The 12,615-nt window shown below is 55.0% G+C and carries 22 protein-coding genes; all 22 read left to right on the top strand.

Annotated features, from left to right (window positions below; translation table 11 throughout):
* The first annotated feature begins 41 nt into the window (after nt 1–41).
* The 22 genes from rpsL to rplR all read left to right on the top strand — a co-directional run bounded on the left by rpsL (nt 42) and on the right by rplR (nt 12,612).
* The gene (rpsL, locus tag PBDP_RS26800; protein ID WP_003186084.1) at nt 42–413 is read left to right on the top strand and encodes a 30S ribosomal protein S12; all 372 of its coding nucleotides are present in this window, start codon (nt 42–44) and stop codon (nt 411–413) included.
* Between the two features lie 102 nt (nt 414–515).
* Entirely contained in the window at nt 516–986 is a 471-nt protein-coding gene (gene rpsG, locus PBDP_RS26795; RefSeq protein WP_003186074.1) for a 30S ribosomal protein S7, read from the top strand.
* A gap of 30 nt (nt 987–1,016) precedes the next feature.
* Entirely contained in the window at nt 1,017–3,122 is a 2,106-nt protein-coding gene (fusA, locus tag PBDP_RS26790; RefSeq protein ID WP_109756658.1) for an elongation factor G, read from the top strand.
* 31 nt (nt 3,123–3,153) lie between these two features.
* Nucleotides 3,154–4,347, top strand: a complete 1,194-nt coding sequence (gene tuf / locus PBDP_RS26785; RefSeq protein ID WP_003186103.1) for an elongation factor Tu — start codon at nt 3,154–3,156, stop codon at nt 4,345–4,347.
* A 158-nt stretch (nt 4,348–4,505) separates the two neighbouring features.
* Nucleotides 4,506–4,817, top strand: coding sequence for a 30S ribosomal protein S10 (gene rpsJ / locus PBDP_RS26780; protein WP_003186070.1), 312 nt, complete (start codon nt 4,506–4,508; stop codon nt 4,815–4,817).
* Nucleotides 4,818–4,897: 80 nt separating this feature from the next.
* Entirely contained in the window at nt 4,898–5,533 is a 636-nt protein-coding gene (rplC, locus tag PBDP_RS26775; protein WP_003186059.1) for a 50S ribosomal protein L3, read from the top strand.
* Between the two features lie 12 nt (nt 5,534–5,545).
* Nucleotides 5,546–6,148 carry a 50S ribosomal protein L4 gene (gene rplD / locus PBDP_RS26770; RefSeq protein ID WP_003186057.1) on the top strand — a complete coding sequence of 201 codons (603 nt, stop codon included), beginning with the start codon at nt 5,546–5,548 and terminating at the stop codon, nt 6,146–6,148.
* Nucleotides 6,145–6,444, top strand: coding sequence for a 50S ribosomal protein L23 (gene rplW / locus PBDP_RS26765; RefSeq protein ID WP_002555488.1), 300 nt, complete (start codon nt 6,145–6,147; stop codon nt 6,442–6,444). Before rplD ends, rplW begins: the two co-directional genes overlap by 4 nt.
* Nucleotides 6,445–6,458: 14 nt before the next feature.
* Nucleotides 6,459–7,283, top strand: a complete 825-nt coding sequence (gene rplB, locus PBDP_RS26760) for a 50S ribosomal protein L2 (protein ID WP_003186055.1) — start codon at nt 6,459–6,461, stop codon at nt 7,281–7,283.
* A gap of 16 nt (nt 7,284–7,299) precedes the next feature.
* Complete coding sequence (gene rpsS, locus PBDP_RS26755) at nt 7,300–7,575, top strand: 30S ribosomal protein S19 (protein ID WP_002555486.1); 276 nt, start codon at nt 7,300–7,302, stop codon at nt 7,573–7,575.
* Between the two features lie 11 nt (nt 7,576–7,586).
* Nucleotides 7,587–7,919: a 50S ribosomal protein L22 gene (gene rplV, locus PBDP_RS26750; RefSeq protein ID WP_003103908.1), complete on the top strand. Its 333-nt coding sequence runs from the start codon at nt 7,587–7,589 to the stop codon at nt 7,917–7,919.
* A 13-nt stretch (nt 7,920–7,932) separates the two neighbouring features.
* Entirely contained in the window at nt 7,933–8,619 is a 687-nt protein-coding gene (gene rpsC, locus PBDP_RS26745; protein ID WP_003176422.1) for a 30S ribosomal protein S3, read from the top strand.
* A gap of 12 nt (nt 8,620–8,631) precedes the next feature.
* On the top strand, nt 8,632–9,045 hold the full coding sequence (gene rplP / locus PBDP_RS26740; RefSeq protein WP_003186052.1) for a 50S ribosomal protein L16: 414 nt from the start codon (nt 8,632–8,634) through the stop codon (nt 9,043–9,045).
* Nucleotides 9,045–9,236, top strand: a complete 192-nt coding sequence (gene rpmC, locus PBDP_RS26735) for a 50S ribosomal protein L29 (RefSeq protein WP_002555481.1) — start codon at nt 9,045–9,047, stop codon at nt 9,234–9,236. The genes rplP and rpmC overlap by 1 nt, the downstream gene beginning before the upstream one ends.
* A 2-nt stretch (nt 9,237–9,238) precedes the next feature.
* Entirely contained in the window at nt 9,239–9,505 is a 267-nt protein-coding gene (rpsQ, locus tag PBDP_RS26730; RefSeq protein WP_003194644.1) for a 30S ribosomal protein S17, read from the top strand.
* A gap of 23 nt (nt 9,506–9,528) precedes the next feature.
* A complete protein-coding gene (rplN, locus tag PBDP_RS26725; RefSeq protein ID WP_002555479.1) occupies nt 9,529–9,897 on the top strand; it encodes a 50S ribosomal protein L14 in 369 nt (122 codons plus the stop codon).
* Between the two features lie 11 nt (nt 9,898–9,908).
* The gene (gene rplX, locus PBDP_RS26720) at nt 9,909–10,223 is read left to right on the top strand and encodes a 50S ribosomal protein L24 (protein WP_003186046.1); all 315 of its coding nucleotides are present in this window, start codon (nt 9,909–9,911) and stop codon (nt 10,221–10,223) included.
* A 20-nt stretch (nt 10,224–10,243) separates the two neighbouring features.
* A complete protein-coding gene (rplE, locus tag PBDP_RS26715) occupies nt 10,244–10,783 on the top strand; it encodes a 50S ribosomal protein L5 (RefSeq protein ID WP_003186044.1) in 540 nt (179 codons plus the stop codon).
* Between the two features lie 13 nt (nt 10,784–10,796).
* The gene (rpsN, locus tag PBDP_RS26710; protein ID WP_003186042.1) at nt 10,797–11,102 is read left to right on the top strand and encodes a 30S ribosomal protein S14; all 306 of its coding nucleotides are present in this window, start codon (nt 10,797–10,799) and stop codon (nt 11,100–11,102) included.
* 210 nt (nt 11,103–11,312) lie between these two features.
* Entirely contained in the window at nt 11,313–11,705 is a 393-nt protein-coding gene (gene rpsH, locus PBDP_RS26705; RefSeq protein WP_017848802.1) for a 30S ribosomal protein S8, read from the top strand.
* Nucleotides 11,706–11,717: 12 nt separating this feature from the next.
* Nucleotides 11,718–12,251, top strand: a complete 534-nt coding sequence (rplF, locus tag PBDP_RS26700; protein ID WP_053125864.1) for a 50S ribosomal protein L6 — start codon at nt 11,718–11,720, stop codon at nt 12,249–12,251.
* Between the two features lie 10 nt (nt 12,252–12,261).
* Nucleotides 12,262–12,612: a 50S ribosomal protein L18 gene (gene rplR / locus PBDP_RS26695; RefSeq protein WP_003186037.1), complete on the top strand. Its 351-nt coding sequence runs from the start codon at nt 12,262–12,264 to the stop codon at nt 12,610–12,612.
* The last annotated feature ends 3 nt before the right edge of the window (nt 12,613–12,615 follow it).

The following is a 12,615-nucleotide window of genomic DNA, read 5'->3' as shown; positions in this document are numbered from 1 at the left end:
TGTAAGACAATAGCGTCGCAAGACAACAGTGGAGCTAGTAGATGGCAACTATCAACCAGCTGGTACGTCAGCCGCGTAAGCGTATCGTCGAGAAATCCGACGTACCTGCGCTGCAGAACTGCCCGCAACGTCGTGGCGTATGCACCCGTGTGTATACCACTACGCCGAAAAAACCTAACTCGGCACTGCGTAAAGTATGCCGTGTGCGTCTGACCAACGGTTTCGAGGTTTCCTCGTACATCGGCGGTGAAGGCCACAACCTGCAAGAACACAGCGTGGTACTGATCCGCGGCGGTCGTGTAAAAGACTTGCCAGGTGTTCGTTACCACACCGTTCGCGGCTCTTTGGATACCTCCGGCGTTAAAGGTCGTAACCAAGGTCGTTCGAAGTACGGTACCAAGCGTCCGAAATAATCGGCCGTTCTGCAGTTTTTAATTTTATTGAGTCGATAAGAGTAAGGTCGGGCACGCATCTGCTGTCCCGGGCTAACCTGAAGACCGTTTGAGGGCTTATCAATGCCAAGACGTCGCGTAGCAGCCAAACGTGAGATTCTGGACGATCCGAAATACGGAAGCCAGATTCTCGCCAAGTTCATGAACCACGTAATGGAAAGCGGCAAGAAAGCCGTTGCCGAGCGTATTGTTTATGGCGCACTGGACAAAGTTAAGGAACGCAAGAACAGCGATCCCCTGGAAATCTTCGAGAAAGCTCTCGACGCCATCGCTCCGCTGGTCGAAGTGAAGTCGCGCCGTGTAGGCGGTGCTACTTACCAGGTTCCGGTCGAAGTTCGTCCGTCCCGTCGTAACGCCCTGGCAATGCGCTGGTTGGTAGACTTCGCCCGCAAGCGCGGCGAGAAGTCCATGGCTCTGCGTTTGGCTGGCGAACTGTTGGACGCTGCTGAAGGTAAAGGTGCTGCAGTTAAGAAGCGTGAAGACGTGCACCGTATGGCTGAAGCCAACAAGGCTTTCTCGCACTACCGCTTCTAATTTTAGCGTCACTCAATTTGCGAGGGCTTTATGGCTCGTACTACACCGATTAACCGCTACCGTAACATCGGTATCGTTGCTCACGTGGATGCTGGTAAAACCACCACCACCGAGCGCGTCCTTTTTTACACTGGCAAAAGTCACAAGATGGGCGAGGTGCATGATGGCGCCGCGACCACCGACTGGATGGTCCAGGAGCAGGAGCGTGGTATTACCATTACTTCTGCTGCCATCACCGCCTTCTGGAAGGGTTCCGAGAAGCAGTACCCGCACGAGCATCGCTTCAACGTTATCGATACCCCGGGCCACGTAGACTTCACCATTGAAGTTGAACGTTCCCTGCGTGTACTCGACGGCGCTGTCGTTGTGTTCTGCGGTACTTCGGGTGTTGAGCCTCAGTCGGAAACCGTATGGCGTCAGGCCAACAAATACGGTGTCCCACGTCTTGTTTACGTAAACAAGATGGACCGTGCTGGTGCCAACTTCCTGCGCGTGATCGGTCAGATCAAGCAGCGTCTGGGTCACACTCCGGTGCCGATCCAGCTGGCTATCGGTTCCGAAGACAACTTCCAGGGTCAGATCGATCTGATCAACATGCAAGCGGTCTACTGGAACGACTCTGACAAAGGTATGGTCCCTGTTCGCAAGGACATTCCTGCTGAGTTGCTGGAAGAAGCCGAGAAGTGGCGTGGCAACATGGTTGAGGCTGCGGCCGAAGCCAACGAAGAGCTGATGAACAAGTACCTCGAGGGTGAAGAGCTCACCAACGAGGAAATCAAGGCTGCTCTGCGTCAGCGTACCATCGCTGGTGAGATCGTCCTGGCTGTTTGCGGTTCTTCCTTCAAGAACAAGGGTGTTCCCCTGGTTCTCGACGCCGTTATCGACTTCCTGCCTGCTCCTACCGACATTCCTGCTATCAAGGGTTCCAACCCTGATAACGAGGAAGAGGAAATGGAGCGTCACGCAAGCGACGACGAGCCGTTCGCGGCCTTGGCGTTCAAGATCGCTACCGACCCATTCGTGGGTACCTTGACCTTTGTTCGAGTTTACTCGGGCGTGTTGGCTTCCGGCGACGGCGTGATCAACTCGGTAAAAGGCAAGAAAGAGCGTGTGGGTCGTATGGTGCAAATGCACGCAAACGCCCGCGAAGAAATCAAGGAAGTGCGCGCTGGCGACATCGCGGCCTTGATTGGCATGAAGGATGTCACCACTGGTGAAACCTTGTGCAACGCTGACAAGCCAATCATCCTGGTTCGCATGGACTTCCCGGAGCCGGTTATTTCGGTTGCCGTTGAGCCTAAGACCAAGGATGACCAGGAAAAAATGGGTATCGCTCTGGGCAAGCTCGCTCAGGAAGACCCGTCTTTCCGCGTCAAGACTGATGAAGAGACCGGTCAAACGATCATCTCCGGCATGGGCGAGTTGCACCTGGACATCCTGGTTGACCGGATGCGCCGTGAGTTCAACGTCGAAGCCAACATTGGTAAGCCTCAGGTTTCCTATCGTGAGCGCATCACGAAGAGCTGCGAAATCGAAGGCAAGTTCGTTCGCCAGTCCGGTGGTCGTGGCCAGTTCGGTCATTGCTGGATTCGTTTTGCACCAGCTGACGAAGGTCAGGAAGGTCTGCAATTCTTGAACGAAGTCGTAGGTGGTGTGGTTCCTAAGGAATACATCCCGGCGATCCAGAAGGGTATCGAAGAGCAGATGAAGAACGGCGTTGTCGCCGGCTATCCGCTGATCGGCCTGAAGGCGACCGTGTTCGATGGTTCTTACCATGACGTCGACTCCAACGAGATGGCGTTTAAGGTGGCTGCCTCCATGGCAACCAAGCAGCTGGCCCAGAAGGGTGGTGGTGAGTTGCTTGAGCCGATCATGGCGGTAGAGGTCGTTACGCCTGAAGACTACATGGGTGATGTCATGGGCGACCTTAACCGTCGTCGTGGCATGATTCTGGGTATGGAAGATACGGTTTCCGGCAAGGTGATTCGTGCCGAGGTTCCGTTGGGTGAAATGTTCGGTTACGCAACCGACGTTCGTTCCATGTCTCAGGGTCGCGCAAGCTACTCTATGGAATTCAAAAAATACAATACAGCTCCGTCGCATATCGTCGAGACTGTTACCAAAAAGCAAGGCTGATTCAGCCCCTTTAAGCTAGGAGTTAATTGTCGTGGCTAAAGAAAAATTTGAACGGAACAAACCGCACGTCAACGTTGGCACCATCGGTCACGTTGACCACGGTAAAACCACGCTGACCGCTGCTCTGACCCGTGTCTGCTCCGAAGTTTTCGGTTCGGCCAAGGTTGACTTCGACAAGATCGACAGCGCCCCAGAAGAGAAAGCTCGTGGTATCACCATCAACACCGCTCACGTTGAATACGATTCGGCCGTGCGTCACTACGCACACGTTGACTGCCCAGGTCACGCCGACTACGTAAAAAACATGATCACCGGTGCTGCCCAGATGGACGGCGCGATCCTGGTTTGCTCGGCCGCTGATGGTCCGATGCCACAAACCCGTGAGCACATCCTGCTGTCCCGTCAGGTAGGCGTTCCGTACATCGTTGTCTTCCTGAACAAGGCTGACATGGTTGACGACGCTGAGCTGCTGGAACTGGTTGAGATGGAGGTGCGCGACCTGCTGAGCACTTACGACTTCCCAGGTGATGACACTCCGATCATCATCGGTTCGGCTCTGATGGCTCTGAACGGCCAAGACGACAACGAAATGGGCACCACTGCTGTCAAGAAGCTGGTGGAAACTCTGGACAGCTACATCCCAGAGCCAGAGCGTGCTATCGACAAGCCGTTCCTGATGCCAATCGAAGACGTATTCTCGATCTCCGGTCGCGGTACTGTTGTGACTGGTCGTGTTGAGCGTGGCATCGTCCGTATCCAGGAAGAAGTTGAGATCGTCGGTCTGCGCGACACTCAGAAAACTACCTGCACCGGCGTTGAAATGTTCCGCAAGCTGCTCGACGAAGGTCGTGCTGGCGAGAACTGCGGCGTGCTGCTGCGCGGCACCAAGCGTGACGACGTTGAGCGTGGCCAGGTTCTGGTCAAGCCAGGCACCGTCAAGCCGCACACCAAGTTCACCGCAGAAGTTTACGTTCTGAGCAAGGAAGAAGGCGGTCGTCACACTCCGTTCTTCAAAGGCTACCGTCCACAGTTCTACTTCCGTACTACTGACGTGACTGGTAACTGCGAGCTGCCAGAAGGCGTTGAAATGGTAATGCCAGGTGACAACATTCAGATGACTGTTACCCTGATCAAGACCATCGCGATGGAAGACGGTCTGCGTTTCGCTATCCGTGAAGGCGGTCGTACCGTCGGCGCCGGCGTCGTAGCCAAAGTCATCGAGTAAGTCTCTTATATAGAGTCAGCTTGATGAGTTGAAAAAGCCCCCGCTTAGCGGGGGCTTTTTTATTGGGTTGACACCTATCAGGGGCGTCTATAGAATTGCGCCTCCTTTTAACGGGCGTATTGCGCCCGGTGGGAATAGCAGCCGGAGTCTGAAATCCAATGCAAAATCAGCAAATCCGTATCAGGTTGAAGGCTTTTGACCATCGCCTGATCGACCAATCCACCCAGGAAATCGTGGAAACCGCGAAACGTACTGGTGCTCAAGTGCGTGGTCCAATTCCACTGCCTACCCGTAAAGAGCGGTTCACCGTTCTGGTCTCCCCGCACGTCAACAAAGACGCGCGTGACCAGTACGAGATCCGTACTCATAAGCGCGTTCTGGACATCGTCCAGCCAACGGATAAAACCGTTGATGCACTTATGAAGCTCGATCTTGCGGCCGGTGTGGAAGTGCAGATCAGCCTCGGCTAAGACTCGGTCTTAGTCGTGTAACGCTCTGAAATGGGCGGCCATAGCGGGTGAAAGCCCCGTACACTCATGAGGTTTACAACATGACTATTGGTGTAGTCGGTCGTAAATGCGGTATGACCCGTATTTTCACCGAAGAAGGTGTCTCCATTCCGGTCACGGTCATTGAGATCGAGCCGAATCGCGTCACCCAGTTCAAAACTGAAGAGACCGATGGCTATCGTGCAGTGCAAGTCACTGTCGGCGAGCGTCGTGCTTCGCGTGTAACAGCAGCTCAGGCTGGCCACTTCGCCAAGGCGAACGTTGCCGCTGGTCGTACCGTAATGGAATTCCGCCTTGAAGAAGGCGAGTACCAGGCCGGCGATCTGATCAACGCTGAAATCTTCGCCGCTGGCCAACTGGTTGATGTAACCGGTCAGTCCAAGGGTAAAGGCTTCCAGGGTACGATCAAGCGTTGGAACTTCCGCGGGCAAGATAACACCCACGGTAACTCCGTATCCCACCGCGTTCCAGGCTCTATCGGCCAGTGCCAGACTCCTGGTCGTGTATTCAAGGGCAAAAAAATGTCCGGTCATATGGGCGCTGAGCGCGTGACCGTGCAGTCCCTCGAAGTAGTGCGCGTGGACGCTGAACGCAATCTGTTGTTGGTCAAGGGCGCTGTTCCTGGCGCTACTGGCGGCAACTTGGTTGTACGTCCAGCAGCCAAGGCTCGCGGTTAAGGGGAAGCTGACATGCAATTAAATGTAAATGACGCTCAAGCGATCGAAGTTTCCGAACTGACATTTGGCGGCGAATTCAACGAGACGCTGGTTCACCAAGCAGTCGTGGCCTACATGGCTGGCGGCCGTCAAGGTAGCAAGCAGCAAAAGACCCGTTCCGACGTTTCCGGTGGCGGCAAGCGCCCATGGCGTCAGAAAGGTACTGGCCGTGCTCGTGCCGGTACTATCCGTAGCCCAATCTGGCGTGGCGGCGGTACCACTTTCGCAGCTCGTCCTCAGGATCACTCCCAGAAGCTGAACAAGAAGATGTATCGCGCAGCAATGCGTTCCATCCTTGCTGAGCTGGTGCGTACTGATCGTCTGGTCGTGGTTCAGGACTTCGCTGTTGAAGCACCGAAAACCAAAGATCTGCTGAACAAGCTGAACGGCATGGGCCTGACTGACGTCTTGATCGTGTCTGACGCTGTTGATCAGAACCTGTACCTGGCTGCTCGCAACCTGCCACACGTCGACGTACGTGACGTGCAAGGTTCCGATCCGGTCAGTCTGATCGCATACGACAAGGTGTTGATCACCGTGTCGGCCGTGAAGAAATTCGAGGAGCTGCTGGGATGAACCAGGAACGCGTATTTAAAGTTCTGCTTGGCCCGCACGTTTCCGAGAAGGCTACGGTTCTGGCAGACAAGAAAGGCCAGTTCGTTTTCAAGGTTGCGACCGACGCAACCAAGCTGGAAATCAAGAAGGCCGTCGAAAGCCTGTTCAGCGTGAAAGTAGAGCGCGTGACTACCCTGAACGTTCTGGGTAAAAGCAAGCGCACTGCTCGCGGTCTGGGCAAGCGTAATGACTGGAAGAAGGCAGTTATCTCCCTTCAGCCAGGCCAAGATCTCGATTTCAGCAGCAGTGCTGAGTAAGGAAGGGGTGCATCATGGCAATCGTTAAATGCAAACCGACTTCCCCTGGCCGCCGTTTTGTGGTCAAGGTGGTCAACCAGGAGCTGCATAAAGGCGCTCCTCACGCACCGCTGCTCGAGAAAAAATCGAAGTCTGGTGGTCGTAACAACAATGGCCGTATTACCACTCGTCACATCGGTGGTGGTCATAAGCAGCATTATCGTCTGGTCGACTTCCGTCGCAACGACAAGGATGGCATCGCTGCCACCGTCGAGCGTATCGAATACGATCCAAACCGTACTGCTCACATCGCTCTGCTGCTGTACGCAGATGGCGAGCGCCGCTACATCATCGCCCCTAAAGGCGTGAGTGCTGGCGACCAGCTGATCGCAGGTGCCCTGGCACCGATCAAGCCGGGCAACGCTCTGCAACTGCGTAACATTCCAGTTGGTAGCACCGTACACGGCATCGAATTGAAGCCAGGTAAAGGCGCACAGATCGCTCGTTCCGCTGGTGCTTCGGCTCAGCTGATCGCTCGTGAAGGTGTCTACGTGACCCTGCGTCTGCGTTCTGGTGAGATGCGTAAAGTACTGGCTGAATGCCGTGCGACCCTGGGCGAAGTCTCGAACTCCGAGCACAGCCTGCGTTCGTTGGGTAAAGCTGGTGCCAAGCGCTGGCGTGGCGTTCGCCCAACCGTTCGTGGTGTTGCCATGAACCCGGTTGACCACCCACATGGTGGTGGTGAAGGTCGTACCTCTGGTGGTCGTCATCCGGTATCGCCATGGGGCTTCCCGACTAAGGGCGCGAAGACTCGTGGTAATAAGCGTACCGACAAAATGATCGTCCGTCGTCGCAAGTAAATAGAGGGATACGACAGTGCCACGTTCTCTGAAAAAAGGTCCTTTTATTGATCTTCACCTACTGAAGAAGATCGAAGTGGCGGCGGAAAAGAACGATCGCAAACCAGTTAAGACCTGGTCGCGTCGTTCGATGATCCTGCCACAAATGGTCGGTCTGACCATCGCAGTACACAACGGTCGCCAACACGTCCCAGTTCTCGTGAACGAAGACATGGTCGGCCACAAACTGGGCGAGTTCGCCGGTACCCGCACATACCGTGGGCACGTGGCTGACAAGAAAGCCAAGCGTTAAGGGGTAAGGAAATGGAAGTAGCCGCTAAGTTGTCGGGCGCTCGAATCTCCGCCCAGAAAGCCCGCTTGGTCGCCGACCAGATCCGCGGGAAGAAGGTGGGCGAAGCGCTCAACCTGTTGGCTTTCAGCAGTAAGAAAGCCGCCGAGATCATGAAGAAAGTGCTGGAGTCGGCCGTAGCCAACGCCGAGCATAACGAAGGCGCAGACGTTGATGACCTGAAGGTCAGCACCGTTTTCGTCAACGAAGGGCGTTCGCTGAAGCGCATCATGCCACGTGCCAAAGGCCGTGCTGATCGCATCGTCAAGCGGTCTTGCCATATCACTGTCAAGGTTGCTGACAAGTAACGGAGTCGAAGAGATGGGTCAGAAAGTACATCCCATTGGCATTCGCCTGGGAATCGTCAAGGAGCACACCTCCGTCTGGTACGCAGACGGTCGGACTTATGCGGACTACTTGTTCGCTGATCTGAAGGTGCGTGAGTATCTCCAAGACAAACTAAAAAGCGCGTCCGTAAGCCGTATCGATATCCATCGTCCGGCGCAGACTGCACGTATCACCATCCACACCGCTCGTCCAGGTATCGTTATCGGGAAGAAAGGTGAAGATGTTGAGAAACTGCGTCAGGACCTGACCAAGCAAATGGGTGTGCCTGTGCACATCAATATCGAAGAGATCCGCAAGCCGGAGCTCGACGGTATGCTGGTTGCGCAGAGCGTAGCTCAGCAGCTGGAGCGTCGCGTAATGTTCCGTCGCGCTATGAAGCGCGCTGTACAGAACGCAATGCGCATTGGTGCCAAAGGCATCAAAATCCAAGTGAGCGGTCGTCTCGGCGGTGCTGAAATCGCACGTACTGAATGGTATCGCGAAGGTCGTGTGCCACTGCACACCCTGCGTGCCGACATCGACTATGCCAACTACGAAGCTCACACCACCTACGGTGTGATCGGTGTAAAGGTTTGGATCTTCAAAGGCGAAGTAATTGGTGGTCGCCAAGAAGAACTGAAGCCACAAGCACCAGCGCCTCGTAAAAAAGCTGCTAAGTAAGGGGTACGCCAAATGTTGCAACCAAAGCGTACGAAGTTCCGCAAGCAAATGACCGGTCACAACCGTGGCCTGGCATTGCGCGGTAGCAAAGTCAGCTTCGGCGAGTTCGCGCTGAAGTCTGTTGCTCGTGGTCGTCTCACCGCTCGTCAGATCGAGTCAGCGCGTCGTGCTCTGACCCGTCACGTAAAACGTGGCGGCAAGATCTGGATCCGTGTATTCCCGGACAAGCCTGTCACCAAGAAGCCACTCGAAGTTCGGATGGGTAAAGGTAAGGGTAACGTGGAGTACTGGGTTGCCCAGATTCAGCCAGGCAAAGTCCTGTATGAAATCGAGGGTGTTTCTGAAGAGCTGGCGCGTGAGGCTTTCGCCCTGGCTGCTGCAAAGCTGCCGCTCGCCACCTCCTTTGTTAAACGGACGGTGATGTGATGAAAGCGAATGAACTTCGTGAAAAATCAGCACAGCAGCTGAACGAGCAACTGCTCGGCCTGCTGCGCGACCAGTTCAATCTGCGTATGCAGAAAGCAACTGGCCAGTTGGGGCAGTCTCATCTGCTCTCGCAAGTTAAGCGTGACATCGCTCGCGTGAAAACTGTGCTCAACCAGCAGGCAGGTAAGTAATCATGGCTGAAGCCGAAAAAACTGTCCGTACGCTGACTGGCCGTGTTGTCAGCGACAAGATGGACAAAACCATCACCGTTCTGATCGAGCGTCGCGTTAAGCACCCGATCTACGGTAAATACGTTAAGCGTTCGACTAAGCTGCACGCGCACGACGAAACCAATCAGTGCCACATCGGCGACAAAGTCACTATTCGTGAAACTCGTCCGATGGCCAAGACCAAGTCTTGGGCGCTGGTTGATGTTCTCGAACGCGCTGTGGAAGTCTAAGGGCTAGGGGTCGGAGAAATTATATGATTCAGACTCAATCCATGCTCGATGTGGCCGATAACAGCGGCGCTCGCCGTGTTATGTGCATCAAGGTGCTGGGTGGCTCCCATCGTCGTTACGCTGGTATCGGTGACATCATCAAAGTTACCGTCAAGGAAGCAATTCCTCGCGGTAAGGTGAAAAAAGGCCAAGTGATGACTGCTGTCGTAGTCCGCACTCGCCATGGCGTCCGTCGTGCTGACGGCTCCATCATCCGCTTTGATGGCAACGCTGCTGTTCTGTTGAACAACAAGCAAGAGCCGATCGGCACCCGTATCTTTGGGCCAGTGACCCGTGAACTTCGTACTGAGAAGTTCATGAAGATCGTCTCGCTCGCCCCAGAAGTGCTGTAAGGAGATCCGACATGCAAAAGATTCGTCGTGACGACGAGATCATCGTGATCGCCGGCAAAGACAAAGGTAAGCGCGGTAAGGTGCTGAAGGTTCTTGCTGACAACCGTCTGGTTGTTGGTGGTCTGAACCTGGTCAAGCGTCATACCAAGCCTAACCCGATGTCGGGCGTACAGGGCGGTATCGTCGAGAAAGAAGCGCCACTGCACGCTTCCAACGTCGCCATCTTCAACGGCGAAACCAACAAGGCTGACCGCGTTGGTTTCAAAGTAGAAGACGGTAAGAAAATTCGTGTCTTCAAGTCGACCCAAAAAGCGGTTGATGCTTGAACACTGCTAGGTAGAAGACCATGGCACGACTAAAAGAGATTTACCGGAAGGAAATCGCACCGAAACTTAAGGAAGAACTTAAGCTTTCGAACGTGATGGAAGTTCCGCGCGTTACCAAAATCACCCTGAACATGGGTCTGGGCGAAGCGATCGGCGACAAAAAAGTCATCGAGCACGCTGTTGCTGACCTGGAAAAGATCACCGGTCAGAAAGTCGTCGTGACTTACGCTCGGAAATCCATCGCTGGCTTCAAAGTCCGTGAAGGTTGGCCGATCGGCGTCAAAGTGACCCTGCGCCGTGAGCGTATGTACGAGTTCCTGGATCGTCTGCTGTCGATCTCCCTGCCTCGGGTTCGCGACTTCCGCGGCCTGAATGCCAAGTCCTTCGATGGTCGTGGTAACTACAGCATGGGCGTTAAAGAGCAGATCATTTTCCCGGAAATCGATTACGACAAGATCGACGCTCTCCGCGGTCTGGACATTACCCTGACCACCACTGCTCGGACGGATGACGAAGGTCGCGCACTGCTGCGCGCTTTCAAATTCCCGTTCCGCAACTGATTGGAGTAGGAAAATGGCCAAGAAGAGCATGAAGAACCGTGAGCTGAAGCGTCAGCTCACCGTTGCCAAGTACGCCACCAAGCGTGCAGCGCTGAAAGCTATCATCGTTGATCTGAACGCAAGTCCAGAAGCGCGTTGGGAAGCTACCGTAGCCCTGCAGAAGCAGCCACGTGACGCAAGTGCCTCGCGCATGCGTAACCGCTGCCGCCTGACTGGTCGTCCGCACGGCGTGTACCGCAAGTTCGGCCTTGGCCGTAACATGCTGCGTCAAGCTGCAATGCGTGGTGACGTTCCAGGTCTGGTTAAAGCCAGCTGGTAAGCACTGTCAAAGTCGCGGCGCTCGGGATCGCAAGATCCTGACCGTCGGTGACCTTGAACTTGAATCAAGCCCCTTTTGGGGCTTGATTCATTTGTGGGGTGTGTCTAGAATACCCGGCTCGCCTGAGCCCGTGTTTTTATTGCACGGATGCGCTCGGCGACACGTACTAGCCGAAAGGCTAATTTTTTGTGTATTAGGAGCGTCTAGCCCATGAGTATGCAGGACCCGTTAGCGGACATGCTAACTCGTATCCGTAATGCCCAGATGGCTGAAAAGTCCGTCGTAAGCATGCCATCTTCTACTTTGAAGGTAGCTGTTGCCAAAGTCCTGAAGGACGAAGGTTACATTGCGGGTTATCAGATCAGCAGCGAAATCAAGCCACTGCTGTCCATCGAGCTGAAGTACTTCGAAGGCCGTCCGGTCATCGAGGAAGTGAAGCGCGTTAGCCGTCCTGGCCTGCGTCAGTACAAGTCCGTTGAGGATCTGCCGAAAGTTCGTGGCGGCCTGGGCGTGTCTATCGTCTCCACCAACAAAGGTGTGATGACGGATCGTGCTGCGCGCGCTGCCGGTGTCGGCGGCGAAGTTCTTTGCACTGTGTTCTAAGGGGGGATAAGCATGTCACGCGTCGCTAAGAACCCCGTTAAGCTGCCAGCCGGTGTCGAAGTCAAATTCGCAGGCCAACAGCTTTCGGTGAAGGGTGCCAAGGGCACTCTGCAACTGAACATCCATTCGTCCGTTGAGATCGTTGAAGAAGCTGGTGAGCTGCGTTTCGCTGCTCGCAATGGCGATCAACAGACTCGCGCAATGGCTGGTACCACTCGTGCGTTGGTAAACAACATGGTCCAAGGCGTGAGCCAAGGCTTCGAGCGCAAGCTCCAGCTGGTCGGTGTTGGTTACAAAGCGCAAGCAAAAGGCACAGTGCTGAACCTGGCTCTTGGCTTCTCGCACCCAGTGGATTATGAACTGCCGGAAGGCATCACCGCTGAGACTCCTAGCCAGACCGATATCCTGATCCGGGGCATCGACAAGCAGCTGGTAGGTCAAGTGGCCGCCGAGATCCGCGACTTCCGTCCACCAGAGCCGTACAAAGGCAAAGGTGTGCGCTACGCGGACGAAGTCGTCCGTCGTAAAGAAGCCAAGAAGAAGTAGGGCATAGCAAATGACCGACAAAAAAGTTACTCGACTGCGTCGCGCTCGCAAAGCACGCCTGAAAATGCACGAACTCGAAGTCGTGCGTCTCTGCGTGTTCCGCTCGTCGCAGCACATCTACGCCCAGGTCATTTCGGCCGACGGCAACAAAGTCCTGGCAAGTGCCTCGACTTTGGATAAAGAACTGCGTGATGGCGCCACTGGCAACATCGACGCGGCCACTAAGGTTGGCCAGCTGGTCGCTACGCGTGCTAAAGCCGCTGGCGTCTCGCAGGTGGCTTTCGACCGCTCTGGCTTCAAGTACCACGGCCGCGTCAAGGCGCTGGCTGATGCTGCTCGTGAAGCTGGGCTGGAGTTCTAAGTT

It is taken from the genome of Pseudomonas sp. St290 (assembly GCF_018325805.1).
Taxonomy (GTDB): domain Bacteria; phylum Pseudomonadota; class Gammaproteobacteria; order Pseudomonadales; family Pseudomonadaceae; genus Aquipseudomonas; species Aquipseudomonas bijieensis.
The sequence above is the reverse complement of the archived record's forward strand: the minus strand, read 5'-3'. Positions and strand labels throughout refer to the sequence as shown.